This is a genomic window from Tardiphaga sp. OK245, assembly GCF_900108575.1.
Lineage (GTDB): Bacteria > Pseudomonadota > Alphaproteobacteria > Rhizobiales > Xanthobacteraceae > Tardiphaga > Tardiphaga robiniae.
Genome location: NZ_FNWZ01000005.1, coordinates 384986 through 398667, shown reverse-complemented (window position 1 = coordinate 398667; position 13682 = coordinate 384986). Strand labels below are relative to the sequence as shown.

Here is a 13682-nt window from a genome sequence, read left to right as displayed (position 1 = left end):
GCCAATATGTCAGTCATGGTCAAGAACAAGGTCGCCAATCCCGTCACGCTGCCGCTGGCCGAGTTCAAGCCTGAGCATTTCCTGCTGGCGGTAGTTGATGGCATCGCGACGGTGACGCTGAACCGGCCCGAGCGCAAAAACCCCCTGACCTTCCAGAGCTATCGCGAACTGACCGATTTCTTCCGTGCCTGCGCGATGGATGACGACGTCAAGGTCGTGGTCGTTACCGGCGCCGGTGGCAATTTCTCGTCGGGCGGCGACGTGTTCGAAATCATCGGTCCCCTGATCGAGATGAATACGAAGGATCTCACGGCCTTCACACGCATGACCGGGGATCTGGTCAAGGCGATGCGCGCCTGCCCGCAGCCGATCGTGGCGGCGGTGGAAGGGGTCTGCGCCGGCGCCGGCGCGATCATGGCGATGGCCTCCGACATGCGACTGGTGGCGACAGGTGCCAAGGTCGGCTTCCTGTTCAACAAGGTGGGCCTCGCTGGCTGCGACATGGGCGCCTGCGCGATCCTGCCGCGCATCATCGGTCAGTCCCGCGCCTCGGAGCTGCTCTATACCGGCCGCTTCATGACGGCCGAGGAGGGCGAGCGCTGGGGCTTCTTCAGCCGCATCGTCGCACCGGCGGAGGTGCTGAGCGAGGCGCAGACACTGGCCAAGCAGATTTCCGAGGGGCCAACTTATGCCAACACCATGACCAAGCGCATGCTGTCGATGGAATGGGCGATGTCGGTGGAAGAGGCGATCGAAGCCGAGGCGGTGGCGCAGGCGCTGTGCATGACCACGGAGGATTTCGCCCGCGCGTTCCACGCCTTCGCGAACAAGCAGAAGCCGACGTTCGAGGGGAATTGAGACACACGCACCGTCATGCCCGGGCTTGACCCGGGCATCCATCTTGGCGGCAATGCGGGTGGTAAGATGGATGGCCGGGTCAGGCCCGGCCATGACAGAGTTTCAACAAGTCGCCTCGCGCGGGCGCGAGCAAATTCAAGATGCATCGCGCCGATTGACAATTTGATGTGCATCAAAGCTGGCGAATTGCCGGTTTGTCAGGCTTGCCAGGAATTGTTTTAGGTTTAAAATATCTCCATCCAGGCACGACTGCGGAGGCTGTCATGAAGATCGCGATTATCGGTGGCGGGCCGGCGGGCCTCTATTCTGCGATCCTGCTGAAGAAGCAGCGGCCGCAGGCAGAGATCACGGTTTACGAGCGCAACCGTCCCGACGACACCTTCGGCTTCGGCGTCGTGTTTTCCGACGCCACCCTCGATAATTTCGAGAAATATGATCTTCCAAGCTATCAGCGCATCACCCAGGAATTCGCTTACTGGGACGATATCGCCGTGCACTTCCGCGGCACTGTTCACCGCGTCGGCGGCAACGGCTTCTGCGGCTGTTCGCGCCGCACGCTGCTGATGATCCTGCAGGATCGCGCCCGCGAACTCGGCGTCCATCTGCTGTTCGAAGTCGATATCACCGACGAAGCGCGTTTCGTCGATGCAGATCTGATCGTGCTGGCCGATGGCATCAACAGCCACTTCCGTAACAAGTATATCGAGCACTTCGCGCCCGAAGTGGACTTGCGCTCGAACAAGTTCACCTGGATGGGCTCGACCAAGCCGCTCGATGCCTTCACATTCCTGTTCCAGGAAACCGAGTGGGGTCCGTTCATCGCCCACGCCTATCAGTATGAGGCTGGCCGTTCGACCTGGATCTTCGAAACCGATCCTGAAACTTTCAAGCGCGCCGGCCTGGAAGGCCTCGGCGAGCAGGAATCCGCTGATCGGATGCATGAGATCTTCAAGTGGTTCCTTGGCGACCACAAGCTGTTGATCAACCGCTCGATGTGGCGCAATTTTCCGATGATCCGCAACAAACGCTGGGTCAAGGACAACATGGTGCTGCTCGGTGACGCCAAGGCGACTGCGCATTTCTCCATCGGCTCTGGCACCAAGCTGGCGATGGAAGATGCTATCGCGCTGCATGATGCAATGGCGAAGGCCCCCACTGTTGAGGCCGGTTTGCACGACTACGAACACGGTCGCCGCGAGGAGGTCGAGAAGATCCAGCATTCAGCGGATGTGTCGCTGGTCTGGTTCGAGCACGTGGATCGCTTTTGGGATTTCGACCCCGTGCAGTTCGCCTTTGGCGTCATGACCCGTGCCAAGGCGATTACCTATGATAACCTGACGCTGCGCGCGCCGGACTTCGTCAAGGAAGTCGACAAGTCGTTTGCGCAGAAGGTGCAGGCGCAGGGCTTCGACGTCGATGTCGATAAGCCGGAAGTGCCGATGTTCCAGCCGTTCAAGATGCGGGATATGGTGCTTGCCAATCGCGCCGTAGTGTCGCCGATGTGCATGTATTCGGCGGAAGAGGGGGTGCCGAACGATTTCCATCTGGTGCATTATGGCTCGCGTGCCATTGGCGGCGCCGGTCTCGTCTTCACCGAAATGGTCTGCGTCGGCCGTGACGCACGCATCACCCCCGGCTGTGCTGGTCTGTGGACCGACGAGCAGGAAGCGCAATGGAAACGCATCGTCGATTTTGTGCATAGCACGTCGGCTGCGAAGATCTGTCTGCAGCTCGGCCATGCCGGTCGCAAGGGCGCGACCAAGCTGATGTGGGACGGCATGGACCGCCCGCTCGCCGATGGCGCTTGGGACATCGTGTCGGCGTCGCCGCTGCCGTATTATCCGGATAGTCAGGTGCCCGCAGAGATCGACCGTGCGGCCATGGATCGCGTCAAGGCAGAGTTCGTGGCCGCCACGATCCGCGGCGAGCGCTGTGGCTTCGACATGCTCGAGATGCACACGGCGCACGGCTATCTGCTGGCGAGCTTCCTGTCGCCGCTGACCAACAAGCGCACCGATGAATATGGCGGCTCGCTTGAGAACCGGCTGCGCTTCCCGCTCGAAGTATTCGCCGCCATGCGCGCGGCTTGGCCGGCGCACAAGCCGATGTCGGTTCGTTTCTCGGCGACTGACTGGGCCGAAGGTGGCAACACCGGCGACGACGCGGTGCAGATCGCCCGCGCCTTCGCCGAGGCTGGCGTCGATCTCGCCGATATCTCGACAGGGCAAACCGTCAAGGAGTCACGGCCGATCTACGGTCGCATGTTCCAGACGCCGTTTTCAGATCAGGTCCGCAACGAGGCGCGCGTCGCCACCATGTGCGTCGGCAACATCACGTCAGCGGATCAGGTCAACACGATCCTGGCCGCCGGCCGCGCGGATCTCGTCGCGCTCGGCCGTCCGCACCTGACTGACCCGTCCTTCACCATCAAGGCGGCGGCCTGGTATGGTGCAAAGGACGCCTATTGCCCGCCACAATATATGCCCGGCAAGGACCAGATTTTCCGCAACAGCGTCAGGGACAAGCAGGATTTCGAAGACCTGAAAATTAAGGCTAAGCCGAAGACCCGCGCGGAGATGCGCGCGGAGGCGGCAAAGCCACTTGCAGCTGAATGACTGGGCATGCGAGTTTATTGATCACAATCGTAGGATGGGTAGAGCGAAGCGAAACCCATGACTGCGGCGCGTATCGTTGATGGGGTTCGCAAGGGCTCTACCCGTCCTACGGCATTGTATCAAGTGGAGTTGGGCTGATGAAAGCAATCATCGTGGGTGGCGGCGTTGGCGGTTTGACCACCGCCTTGATGCTGCGGGCGCGGGGCATCAATTGCGAGCTCTACGAACAGGCTGACTCAATCCGCGAACTCGGCGTTGGCATCAACACGCTGCCGCACGCGATCCGCGAACTCGCCGGGCTCGGTCTGCTCGATCGCCTCGACGCGGTGGCGATCCGCACCGATGAGCTGCATTATCTCAACCGTCACGGGCAGGAAGTCTGGCGCGAGAAGCGTGGCTTCGGCGCCGGCCATGACGTGCCGCAATTCTCGATCCATCGCGGCCGCCTGCAGAGTGCGATCCATCGTGCGGTGGAAGAGCGCCTTGGCGCCGAGGCGATTCACACCGGTCGTCGGCTCGGTCACTTCACGCAAGACGAAGGCGGCGTCACCGCCTATTTCTTCGATCGCAACAACAATCATGTCGAGACCGCGCGCGGCGATATCCTGATCGGCGCCGACGGCATCCACTCCAAGGTTCGCAGCACGCTGTTCCCGAACGAAGGACATCCGGTCTGGAATGGCCTGATGCTGTGGCGCGGTGCGCGCGACTGGCCGGCTTTCCTCACCGGCAACTCGATGATCGTTGCCGGTGGTCTCCATGCCAAGGTCGTGGTCTATCCGATTGCCGAAGGTGAGACGCCGGGCAACCGGCTGACAAACTGGGCGGTGCTGGTGAAGACCGGCGAGGGCGGCACGCTGCCGCCGCGCCGCGAGGACTGGTCGCGTCCCGGCAAGCGCGAAGAGCTGATGCCGCATGTGGCGCGTTTCAATGTGCCGCATATCGACGTGCCTGCACTGATCACGGCGACGCCGGAATTCTGGGAATATCCCTGCTGCGACCGCGATCCGCTGCCGTACTGGTCGGGCGGCCGCGTGACGCTGCTCGGCGACGCCGCACATCCGATGTATCCAGTCGGCTCGAACGGTGCCTCACAGGCCATCCTCGATGCGCGCGCGCTGGCCGACTCGCTGGCTCATGCCGAGCATCCGCGCCAGGCGTTGATGGCCTATGAGCGCAAGCGCCTGCCGATGACCGCCGAGATCGTGCGCTCCAACCGCCGCGGCGGTCCGGAAGGCGTCATTGACGCCGTGGAGCAGATTGCGCCGGACGGCTTCGACAATGTCGAGAACGTGTTGAGCTACGCGCAGCGCGAAGCCATCGTGAAGGGCTATGCGCACAAGGCTGGCTTTGCGGCGCAGCCCGGGCTGGCCGTGGTGAACGGCTGATCTAGCTCGCTGCAAATCGAGAATTTAGCTTTCGTCATGCGCGGGCTTGTCCCGGGCATCCACGTTTTGGGCGCCGCTTAAGACGTAGATGGCCGGGACAAGCCCGGCCATGACGTCGATGATGGTATGTGGCCTGAACGAAGAGCCACGCTCACGCCCCTGGAGGCGGCGGCAGGAAGTGGATATTGTATTCGGCAGCGAGCGCCACAACGTCCTCGGGCTTCTGCTCTTTCATGTTGTGGATCGCCCAGAACAGGTCATAGAGCCGGCGGCTCGGCGAGACCCAGAACAGCACTTTGGCGTTCTGATCGGACTTGTTGAAGATGCCGTGCGGAATTCCGCGCTGCAGGCGCACCAGATCGCCCGGCGTGGCAGAAGTTTCGGAGCCGCCGAGGAAGAAGTCGAGCTTGCCTTCGAGGATGTAGAGATACTCATCCTGGTCGGGATGGATGTGCGGCGGCACGAAGGTGCCGGGCGGGAAAGTGGCGTGCCACGAGAACGAATCCTCGGTGCAGTTCTTCGGCACATAGGTCTGGCCGAGGATGTTCCAGGTGATGCCCTGCATGCCTTCATTGGCGCGGGTGATGCCGGCGATCTCGGTTTTCATGGTTGGTCCTTCCTTGGGTCACGCATTACGACGCGTCGGGTGGTACTCGAAAACAGTTGATCAAACGTGGAGGAAACGGTCCTTCACGGTGGAGTCGTTCTTGAGCTGCTCGGATGTGCCGGTCCACACGACGCGGCCCTTTTCGATCACTACATGACGATCGGCGAAGCCGGCGAGCGCATCGACATTCTTGTCGATGACCAGAATGGACTGACGCTCGGCCTTGAGCCTCTTCAGGCAATTCCAAATCTCAAGGCGAATGAGCGGGGCGAGGCCTTCGGTGGCCTCATCGAGAATGAGCAGCTTCGGATTGGTCATCAGCGCGCGGCCGACGGCCAGCATCTGCTGCTCGCCGCCCGACAACTGCGTGCCGAGATTGCTGCGGCGCTCCTTGAGGCGCGGAAACAGCTCGTAGATCTTGTCCAGCGTCCAGCGTGCCGGCGGATGCCGCACGGCGGCGGTGGCGACCAGGTTTTCCTCGACGGTCAGCGTCGGGAAGATCTGGCGGCCCTCGGGCACGAGACCGATGCCCGCCTGGGCGATGCGATAGGACGGCAGCCCGGCCATCGGCTTGTCGTCGAATGTGACGGTGCCGCCGGTTGGATGGATCAGGCCCATGATAGCGTTAATGGTGGTCGTCTTGCCCATGCCGTTGCGGCCGAGCAGGGTGACGACCTCGCCGGCATTGATGGTGAGCGAGATATCGAACAGGACCTTGGCCGCGCCGTAAGCCGCCTGGAGATTTGAGACTGAGAGCATCAGGCGGCCTCCTCGCCGAGATAGGCAGCGCGGACTTCCGCATTGTCACGAATGCTCTGCGGCGAACCAGAGGCGATGATGCGTCCGTAAACAAGGACCGAGACGCGGTCAGCCAGTGCGAACACGGCGTCCATATCGTGTTCGATCAACACGATGGGAAGCTCCTTGCGCAGCTCCTGCAGCGTGTTGATCAGTCGCTGTGATTCATCGTGGCTGGTGCCCGCGAGCGGTTCATCGAGCAGCAGCAGTTTTGGCTTTGCAGCCAGCGCAATGGCGATTTCGAGCTGGCGTTTCTCGCCATGCGACATCTGCCCAGCCGGCACGCCTGCGCGAGCGGCGAGGCCGAAGCGCGACAGCAGGGCCATGGCGGTGTCGTTCAGCGCTGGCTCCTTCGACGCATTGCCGAAGAAGCTGAAGCTCGAACCGCTGCGTGCCTGAACGGCGATGGCGACATTCTCCAGCGCGGAGAAGCGCGGCAGGATCGAGGTGATCTGGAACGAGCGCACCAGGCCCATCCGCGCGCGCTCCGCCATCGGCAACCGCGACACGTCCTGACCGTCGAAAATGATGCGCCCGGAATCCGATTGCGCGTGGCCGGAGATCTGGTGGATCAGCGTGGTCTTGCCGGCGCCGTTGGGGCCGATGATGGCGTGCAATTCGCCGGCCTCGATATTCAGCGACACGTCGTCGGTGACACGCAGGGCGCCGTAGTTCTTGCAGATGTTCTGCAGCTGAAGCGGAGCGCTGCTCATGATTTGCTCCCGAACAGGCCGGTGATGCCGCCGCGGGCATAGAGCACGACGAGAATGAGAATGGGTCCGAAGATCAGCGCCCAGTTTTCCGTGTAATGCGACAGGATGTCCGCCAGCAGGCTGAACACGGCTGCGCCGATGATTGCGCCATGCAGCGAGCCGAGGCCGCCGAGCACGAGCACGAAAATCAGATCGCCGGAGCGCTGCCAGGCCGTATAGGCTGGGCTGACGAATTCGGTCTGGTTAGCAAGCAGAAACCCGGATACGCCGGCGATCATGCCGGCAATGACATAGGCCGTGAGCTGATAGCGATACGGCGCAAAGCCAATCGCTTCCATGCGCACGGGATTTTCGCGAATACCGCGTAGCACCCGACCGAAGCGTGACGCGACGATGGCGCGGAGCAGCAGATAAGCGCCGAGCAGCACGCCGAAGGCGACGTAATACATCGCCACATCGTTCTTCAGGAACTTCGAGCCGAAGAACATGCTGCGCGATGCCAGCGTTAGCCCGTCGTCACCGCCATAGGCAGCCAGCGACGTGCCGAGGAAGAACAGCATCTGGCCGAAAGCCAGCGTAATCATGATGAAATAGACGCCCTTGGTCCGCAACGAGATCGCGCCTGTGAAGAGAGCGAAGATGAGCGAGACACCGAGCGTCACTGCAAGCTGGATGAAGCCGTCGGTGATTCCGTGGCTGGAAAGGATCGCGACGCTGTAGGCGCCGAGGCCGACATAGGCGGCATGGCCGAATGAGATCATGGCGCCGTAGCCGATCAGCAGATCGAGCGACATGGCAGCCAGCGCCAGGATCATGATGCGTGTGACCAGCGCGAGGATGAAGCTTTGCGATCCCCACAACACCGAGAGCGGCACCAGGGCGAAGATCACAAACACGATCAGCGGCAGCACATAGGCCCGGCTGGCACGCGGAGGCGTTGCGAGAGCCGGCGAAGCGGGGGCGTCGAGGTCGACGAGATTGTTCATGGTCTGCTCCCGTTACTGCTTGGACGGGAACAGGCCGGATGGCCGGAAGAACAGCACCGCAGCCATCAGGATATAGATCAGCATCGGCGCAATGGCGCGGCCGGTCTGGCTGGCCGCCGAGGGATCGAGCAGCAGCTTGAGCAGCGTGGGCGCGAAGAAACGTCCGAGCGTATCGACGAGACCGATCAGCAGCGCCGCGATGAAGGCACCGCGGATCGAGCCGATGCCGCCGATGACGATCACCACGAAAGCAAGAATGAGCACGTTGTCGCCCATGCCGGGCTCTACCGAGAGGATCGGTGCAACCATGGCGCCGGCGAAGCCCGCAAGCATGGCGCCGACGCCGAACACGATGGTGAACAGCAGGCGGATGTTGACGCCCAGCGCGGAGACCATGGCAGCGTTGCTGGCGCCGGCACGCACGAGCATGCCAAGCTTGGTCTTGTTGACGACGAGATAGAGCGCGAGGCCGACAGCAAGACCGACGGCGATGATGACGAGACGCCACACCGGATAGAGCATGCCGTCGGTGATCTCGACCGCGCCCGACAGCGCGTCAGGAATTGCAACATTTAGCGGCGCAGCGCCCCAGATGTATTTCACGGCCTGATTGAGGAAGATGATGACCCCAAAGGTGGCGAGCACCTGATCGAGATGGTCGCGATCATACAGGTGCCGAAAGATCAGGATCTCCAGCAGGAGCCCGAAAATCAGTGCAGCGGGTAGTGCCAGTGCGAGGCCGGCGACGAAACTTCCGGTCATGGCGGTGAAGGCGGCGACCAGATAGGCGCCGACCATGTATTGCACGCCATGTGCAAGATTGATGAAGTCCATGACGCCGAACACCAGCGTGAGGCCGGCGGCGATCAGGAACAGGATCAATCCGAACTGCAGGCCGTTCAGGATCTGGACGAGGGCAAGCGTGAGGGTCATCAGATAACTTGGTTTCTATACTGAGATAAACACGGGCCGATAAAACACCGGGCCGTCCCGCCTTCGCGGCAACGGCCCGGTGATGAGTGATCGCCAGGGCGATTACTGCGCAGCGCAGTCCTTGGCGTAGCGATCGCCGTAGTTCGAGAACACCTTCTCGACGATCTCGGTCTGGAACTTGCCGTCAGCGCGCTTGGCGACCTTGGTCAGGAAGAAGTCCTGAACGGGATAGCCGTTGTTGCTGAACTTGAAGCCGCCGCGGATCGACGGGAAGTCGGCCTTCTTCATGGCTGCAGCCACCTTGGCCTTGTCCGAGAGGTCGCCCTTCACGGCAACGACGGCGCTGTTGATCAGCATCGCCGCGTCATAGGACTGGAAGGCGTAGGTCGCCGGCACGCTGTTATAGGCTTTCTCGTATTCTGCCACGAACTTCTTGTTCTGCGGAGTGTCGAGGGTCGGTGCCCAGTTCGAGCCGCCGAACATGCCGATCGCCGCGTCCTGCTGAGCCGGCAGCGTCGATTCATCGACGGTGAAGGTCGACAGGAACGGAATGCGGTCGAGCAGGCCGGCCTGCTTGTACTGCTTGACGAGGTTCACGCCCATGCCGCCCGGCATGAAGGTGAGCACGGCATCAGGCTTCATCGATGCGATCTTGGAGAGCTCGGCCTGGAAGTCGAGCGTGCCAAGCGGGATGAAAGACTCTTCGAGAATCTCGCCCTTGAAGTCCATCTTCACGCCGGCGACGAAGTCCTTGCCGGCCTGATAGTTCGGGGTCATCAGATAGATCTTCTTGTAGCCGCGCTTCTGGGCGACGTTACCGAGGATCTGGTGGATCTGGTCGTTCTGATACGATGTCACATAGAAATACGGATTGCACTCCTTGCCCGCGTAGCTCGACGGACCGGCATTCGGCGAGATCAGGAAGGTCTTGTTCTCGGTGACCGGCTTGTGGATCGCGCCCAGGATGTTTGAGAAGATCGGGCCGACCACGAAGTCGACCTTGTCACGCTCCAGAAGGCCCTTGACCTTGGTCACGGCGACGTCCGGCTTGAGTTCGTCATCGACGACGATGACTTCGACGTCCTTGCCGCCCATCTTGCCGCCGAGATCCTTGACCGCGAGATTGAAGCCGTCGCGGGCCTGCTGGCCGAGCACGGCACCGGCGCCCGACAGCGACACGATCACGCCGACCTTGATCTTTTCCTGCGCCATGGCCGGGATGGCCGAAACGCTCATCATCAGGGCGGCCAAACCGGCCAGTTTGAAAGACTGCTTCATTAACTTCTCCTCCACTCGGCCGCGACAGGCAGCCGAAAAACGTGCCAACCCAGAATTCTGTTCTTTTGCCTAGATTATGCTCACGACGGGCGCAGCCGCAAGCAATGTAAATGACTTCCAGGCGTCAGAAATCAGCCGAATACGCTATGCAAACCGTAGGCCAATTTATTTGAACCTTAAAGAAATATTCAAAATCGACGGCGGTCAAGGCTGCGGCGTTTTGGCTTGCGGTCGGACGGAAATTCCTTGAAGGTCAAAGGATCGGTATGGGGCGGTACGAGATTGTGGATTGCCGGTCTCTCGGCCGCCGCAGGAGCTTCAAGCAGGTAAGATTGCATCATGATTCTCGATTCCGAGACCAAGGCCGTCGAACTTCCCGATGATCACGGCGACGAACTGCGCCTGTGGCTCCGGCTCTTGACCTGTACGACCTTGATCGAGGGCGAAGTCCGCAGCCGCTTGCGCGAGCGCTTCGATGTCACGCTGCCGCGCTTCGACCTGATGGCCCAGCTCGACAAGGTGCCCGACGGTATGACCCTGTCGGATGTCTCGAAGCGGATGATGGTGTCGAACGGCAACGTCACCGGCCTGGTCGAGCGTCTCGTGGAATCCGGCCACGTTGATCGCCGCACCTCCGACACCGATCGTCGGGTGCAGGTGATACGGCTTACCAAACTAGGCCGCGCCGAGTTCCGCAAGATGGCCGAAGAACACGAGACCTGGATCGCTGAAATCTTCACGGATCTGGCGCCGAAGGATGTCCGCGAACTGATGCGTTTACTGGCCAAGACCAAGGCTTCTGCGCAGAAAGCGGCGCAAAAGGCAGCGAACGGCAAGGTGCCGTAAACGCGACGCGGTGAGTGCAGTGATCGATCTCGAAGCCGAATACAACAATCGCGCAAAAGTGCCGGAAAGCTCTGCGCTGATCGCCGGCTGGGCACAGGACGCCAAAGCCTATCGCGACAGCGGCGTGCAGATGCGGGCCATTCCATATGGCTCAGGCGCACGGCACACGATCGACTACTTTCCCGCTGGCGACAAAGGTCCGATTGTCGTCTTCATTCACGGTGGCTACTGGCAGGCGCTGGATGCCTCGTTCTTCAGCCATCTGGCGCGCGGGCTGAACAGCCATGGCATCAGCGTGGCGATCCCCAGCTACGATTTGTGTCCGAACGTCTCGGTCGGTGATATCATCGCGCAGATGCGTGCGGCGACCCGCGAGCTGGCGAAGCTCGGCAGGCGGCTCGTCGTGTCGGGCCATTCGGCGGGCGGTCATCTCGCCGCCTGCATGCTGGCGACGGATTGGCGCGCGCTCGATTCCGCGCTGCCGCAGGACCTGATTGTCGGCGCCTATGCGATCTCCGGGTTGTTCGATCTGGCGCCGCTGGTGCCGACGTCGATCAACAATGCATTGCATTTGAATGATGCCGGCGCCCGTGAGGTCAGTCCGTTGTTCTGGCCGGCGCCTTCGCACGGATCTCTCGATGCCGTGGTTGGCGGCGACGAGGGCGTCGAATATTTGCGGCAGAGCCAAAGCATTGTCGATGCCTGGGGTGTCCATATTCCCGCGCGCCTCGAGGCGCTTCCCGGCGCAAATCATTTTACCGCCGTCGCACCGCTGGCCGATCCGCAGTCCGCCATGGTGCTGCGGCTAAAGGCGCTGGCCACGCTTTAGGCTGACTTGCCTAAACAATCCGCGCAAATCGACGTTGTCAGCCGAAAATTTCGGCGTGCCGCAAGACTCCGCAGTTGCGGAAAACTGTTTTAAGTCTAAAATGATATTTGGATGACGTTGCCGGGCATCTGACGTGACGGGAGCATTGCAATGGCCGCTGATACTCAGCTGACAAAGCCTTATACGGCGCATGTTGATACGTTCGCGCGGGACAATATGCCCCCGCCGGAACAGCTACCGGAGTTTCTGTTCACCCGGCCAGAATTTCACTATCCGCCGCGCATCAATTGCGTGGTGCCGTTTCTTGATCGCTGGGTCGCCGAGGGGCGCGGCGATGCGCCGTGTATGATCGGGCTAAACGAGAGCTATACCTATCGCGAACTCTATGAGCTCGTGAACAAGATCTGCAACGTGCTGGTCAACAAGCTTGGCCTGGTTACCGGCGGTCGCGTGCTGCTGCGTTCGGCCAACAATCCGATGATGGTTGCGACCTATCTCGCCATCATCAAGGCCGGCGGCGTCTGCGTGTCGACCATGCCGCTGCTGCGCGCCAAGGAACTGTCCTATCCGCTGCAGAAGGCGAAGATCTCGCTGGCGTTATGCGACAGCAAGCTGTCGGACGAGATGGAGAAGGCCAAGGCGGTTTCGCCCGAACTCAAGCGCGTCGTCTATTGGGGGGCCGGTGAAGCCGAACTCGACAAGATGATCGCCGAGGCCAGCCCGGAATTCACCGCCGTCGATACGGCCTCGGATGATATCTGCCTGATCGCCTTCACGTCGGGCACAACGGGCGACCCGAAGGGCACCATGCATTTCCACCGCGACATGCTTGCGGTGTGCGACGGCTTTGCGCGCAATGTGCTACGCGCCAGTCCGGAAGATCGCTTCATCGGTTCGGCGCCGCTGGCCTTCACGTTCGGCTTCGGCGGCGTGCTGTTTCCGCTGCATATCGGTGCGTCCTTCGTGGTGCTCGAGAAGGCCGGCCCGGACGAGCTGCCGCTGGCTGTTGCCAAGCACAAGGTCACGGTCTGCTTCACCGCGCCGACCGCCTATCGCGCGATCCTCGGCAAGATTGATCAGTACGATCTTTCGACGCTGCGCAAATGCGTGTCGGCAGGCGAAACGTTGCCGAAGGGCACCTATGATGCATGGCTGAAGGCGACCGGCATCAAGCTGATGGATGGCATCGGCGGCACCGAAATGCTGCACATCTTCATCTGCGCCATTGAGGAAGAAATCCGCCCGGGCTCGACCGGCAAGCCGGTGCCGGGCTATGTGGCCAGGATCATTGACGACGAAGGCAACGAAGTGGCGCCGGGCACGCTAGGCCGTCTCGCCGTCAAGGGCCCAACGGGTTGCAAATATCTCGCCGATCCGCGTCAACTGAAGTTCGTGCAGAACGGCTGGAATATCACCGGCGATACCTTCCTGATGGATGAGGATGGTTACTTCTGGTACCAGTCACGTTCTGACGACATGATCGTGTCGGCGGGTTACAATATTGCCGGCCCCGACGTGGAAGCTGCGTTGCTCACCCATGAAGCCGTGGTCGATTGCGGCGTTGTCGGTTGCCCCGATGCCGATCGCGGTATGATCGTAAAGGCTTATGTCGTTCTCGCTCCCGGTCAGGCAGGGAGCGACGCGCTGGCGACCGAGTTGCAGAACCACGTGAAGCGCGAGATCGCGCCTTACAAATATCCGCGCGCCATCGAATTCGTGACGCAACTGCCCAAGACCGAGACCGGCAAGCTGAAGCGCTTTGCGCTTCGCCAGCAGGCTGCGGCGGGCGCGTCACCGACCGTTGCCGCATAAGTTTGAAGACGTTTCTTTC

The 13682-nt window shown here is 61.4% G+C and carries 12 protein-coding genes; 6 read left to right on the top strand and 6 right to left on the bottom strand.

Features of this window, described 5'->3' with window-relative positions; all coding sequences use genetic code 11:
* The first annotated feature begins 15 nt into the window (after positions 1-15).
* The 3 genes from BLW80_RS24970 to BLW80_RS24960 all read left to right on the top strand — a co-directional run bounded on the left by BLW80_RS24970 (position 16) and on the right by BLW80_RS24960 (position 4861).
* Positions 16-858, top strand: coding sequence for an enoyl-CoA hydratase family protein (locus BLW80_RS24970; RefSeq protein WP_093760656.1), 843 nt, complete (start codon positions 16-18; stop codon positions 856-858).
* Between the two features lie 263 nt (positions 859-1121).
* Complete coding sequence (locus tag BLW80_RS24965; protein ID WP_093760654.1) at positions 1122-3473, top strand: bifunctional salicylyl-CoA 5-hydroxylase/oxidoreductase; 2352 nt, start codon at positions 1122-1124, stop codon at positions 3471-3473.
* A gap of 137 nt (positions 3474-3610) precedes the next feature.
* Positions 3611-4861 (top strand): flavin-dependent oxidoreductase, encoded by a 1251-nt coding sequence (locus BLW80_RS24960; protein WP_093760652.1) that lies wholly within the window; start codon positions 3611-3613, stop codon positions 4859-4861.
* A gap of 151 nt (positions 4862-5012) precedes the next feature.
* Here the strand turns inward: BLW80_RS24960 and BLW80_RS24955 are convergent, their stop codons facing one another.
* From BLW80_RS24955 to BLW80_RS24930, 6 genes are all read right to left on the bottom strand, one after another.
* The gene (locus BLW80_RS24955) at positions 5013-5468 is read right to left on the bottom strand and encodes a cupin domain-containing protein (RefSeq protein WP_089267419.1); all 456 of its coding nucleotides are present in this window, start codon (positions 5466-5468) and stop codon (positions 5013-5015) included.
* A gap of 60 nt (positions 5469-5528) precedes the next feature.
* Positions 5529-6227, bottom strand: a complete 699-nt coding sequence (locus BLW80_RS24950; protein ID WP_093760650.1) for an ABC transporter ATP-binding protein — start codon at positions 6225-6227, stop codon at positions 5529-5531.
* Positions 6227-6979: an ABC transporter ATP-binding protein gene (locus BLW80_RS24945; protein WP_089267417.1), complete on the bottom strand. Its 753-nt coding sequence runs from the start codon at positions 6977-6979 to the stop codon at positions 6227-6229. Before BLW80_RS24945 ends, BLW80_RS24950 begins: the two co-directional genes overlap by 1 nt.
* Positions 6976-7965: a branched-chain amino acid ABC transporter permease gene (locus BLW80_RS24940; RefSeq protein ID WP_093760648.1), complete on the bottom strand. Its 990-nt coding sequence runs from the start codon at positions 7963-7965 to the stop codon at positions 6976-6978. The genes BLW80_RS24945 and BLW80_RS24940 overlap by 4 nt, the downstream gene beginning before the upstream one ends.
* Positions 7966-7977: 12 nt before the next feature.
* Positions 7978-8898 (bottom strand): branched-chain amino acid ABC transporter permease, encoded by a 921-nt coding sequence (locus tag BLW80_RS24935; RefSeq protein ID WP_093760646.1) that lies wholly within the window; start codon positions 8896-8898, stop codon positions 7978-7980.
* Between the two features lie 102 nt (positions 8899-9000).
* Positions 9001-10176: an ABC transporter substrate-binding protein gene (locus tag BLW80_RS24930; RefSeq protein ID WP_093760644.1), complete on the bottom strand. Its 1176-nt coding sequence runs from the start codon at positions 10174-10176 to the stop codon at positions 9001-9003.
* 339 nt (positions 10177-10515) lie between these two features.
* On the opposite strand from BLW80_RS24930, the gene BLW80_RS24925 reads away from it, so the two are divergent.
* The 3 genes from BLW80_RS24925 to BLW80_RS24915 all read left to right on the top strand — a co-directional run bounded on the left by BLW80_RS24925 (position 10516) and on the right by BLW80_RS24915 (position 13663).
* Positions 10516-11022 (top strand): MarR family winged helix-turn-helix transcriptional regulator, encoded by a 507-nt coding sequence (locus BLW80_RS24925; RefSeq protein ID WP_170849792.1) that lies wholly within the window; start codon positions 10516-10518, stop codon positions 11020-11022.
* Between the two features lie 10 nt (positions 11023-11032).
* A complete protein-coding gene (locus BLW80_RS24920; protein ID WP_093760642.1) occupies positions 11033-11851 on the top strand; it encodes an alpha/beta hydrolase in 819 nt (272 codons plus the stop codon).
* Between the two features lie 144 nt (positions 11852-11995).
* Positions 11996-13663, top strand: coding sequence for an AMP-binding protein (locus BLW80_RS24915; RefSeq protein ID WP_439064593.1), 1668 nt, complete (start codon positions 11996-11998; stop codon positions 13661-13663).
* The last annotated feature ends 19 nt before the right edge of the window (positions 13664-13682 follow it).

Excerpts from the sequence above, each read along its gene's own strand:
- BLW80_RS24940 (WP_093760648.1), bottom strand. The coding sequence starts at position 7,965 with ATGAACAATCTCGTCGACCTCGACGCCCCCGCTTCGCCGGCTCTCGCA.
- BLW80_RS24970 (WP_093760656.1), top strand. The coding sequence starts at position 16 with ATGGTCAAGAACAAGGTCGCCAATCCCGTCACGCTGCCGCTGGCCGAG.
- BLW80_RS24955 (WP_089267419.1), bottom strand. The coding sequence starts at position 5,468 with ATGAAAACCGAGATCGCCGGCATCACCCGCGCCAATGAAGGCATGCAG.
- BLW80_RS24935 (WP_093760646.1), bottom strand. The coding sequence starts at position 8,898 with ATGACCCTCACGCTTGCCCTCGTCCAGATCCTGAACGGCCTGCAGTTC.
- BLW80_RS24950 (WP_093760650.1), bottom strand. The coding sequence starts at position 6,227 with ATGCTCTCAGTCTCAAATCTCCAGGCGGCTTACGGCGCGGCCAAGGTC.
- BLW80_RS24945 (WP_089267417.1), bottom strand. The coding sequence starts at position 6,979 with ATGAGCAGCGCTCCGCTTCAGCTGCAGAACATCTGCAAGAACTACGGC.
- BLW80_RS24925 (WP_170849792.1), top strand. The coding sequence starts at position 10,516 with ATGATTCTCGATTCCGAGACCAAGGCCGTCGAACTTCCCGATGATCAC.
- BLW80_RS24965 (WP_093760654.1), top strand. The coding sequence starts at position 1,122 with ATGAAGATCGCGATTATCGGTGGCGGGCCGGCGGGCCTCTATTCTGCG.
- BLW80_RS24930 (WP_093760644.1), bottom strand. The coding sequence starts at position 10,176 with ATGAAGCAGTCTTTCAAACTGGCCGGTTTGGCCGCCCTGATGATGAGC.
- BLW80_RS24960 (WP_093760652.1), top strand. The coding sequence starts at position 3,611 with ATGAAAGCAATCATCGTGGGTGGCGGCGTTGGCGGTTTGACCACCGCC.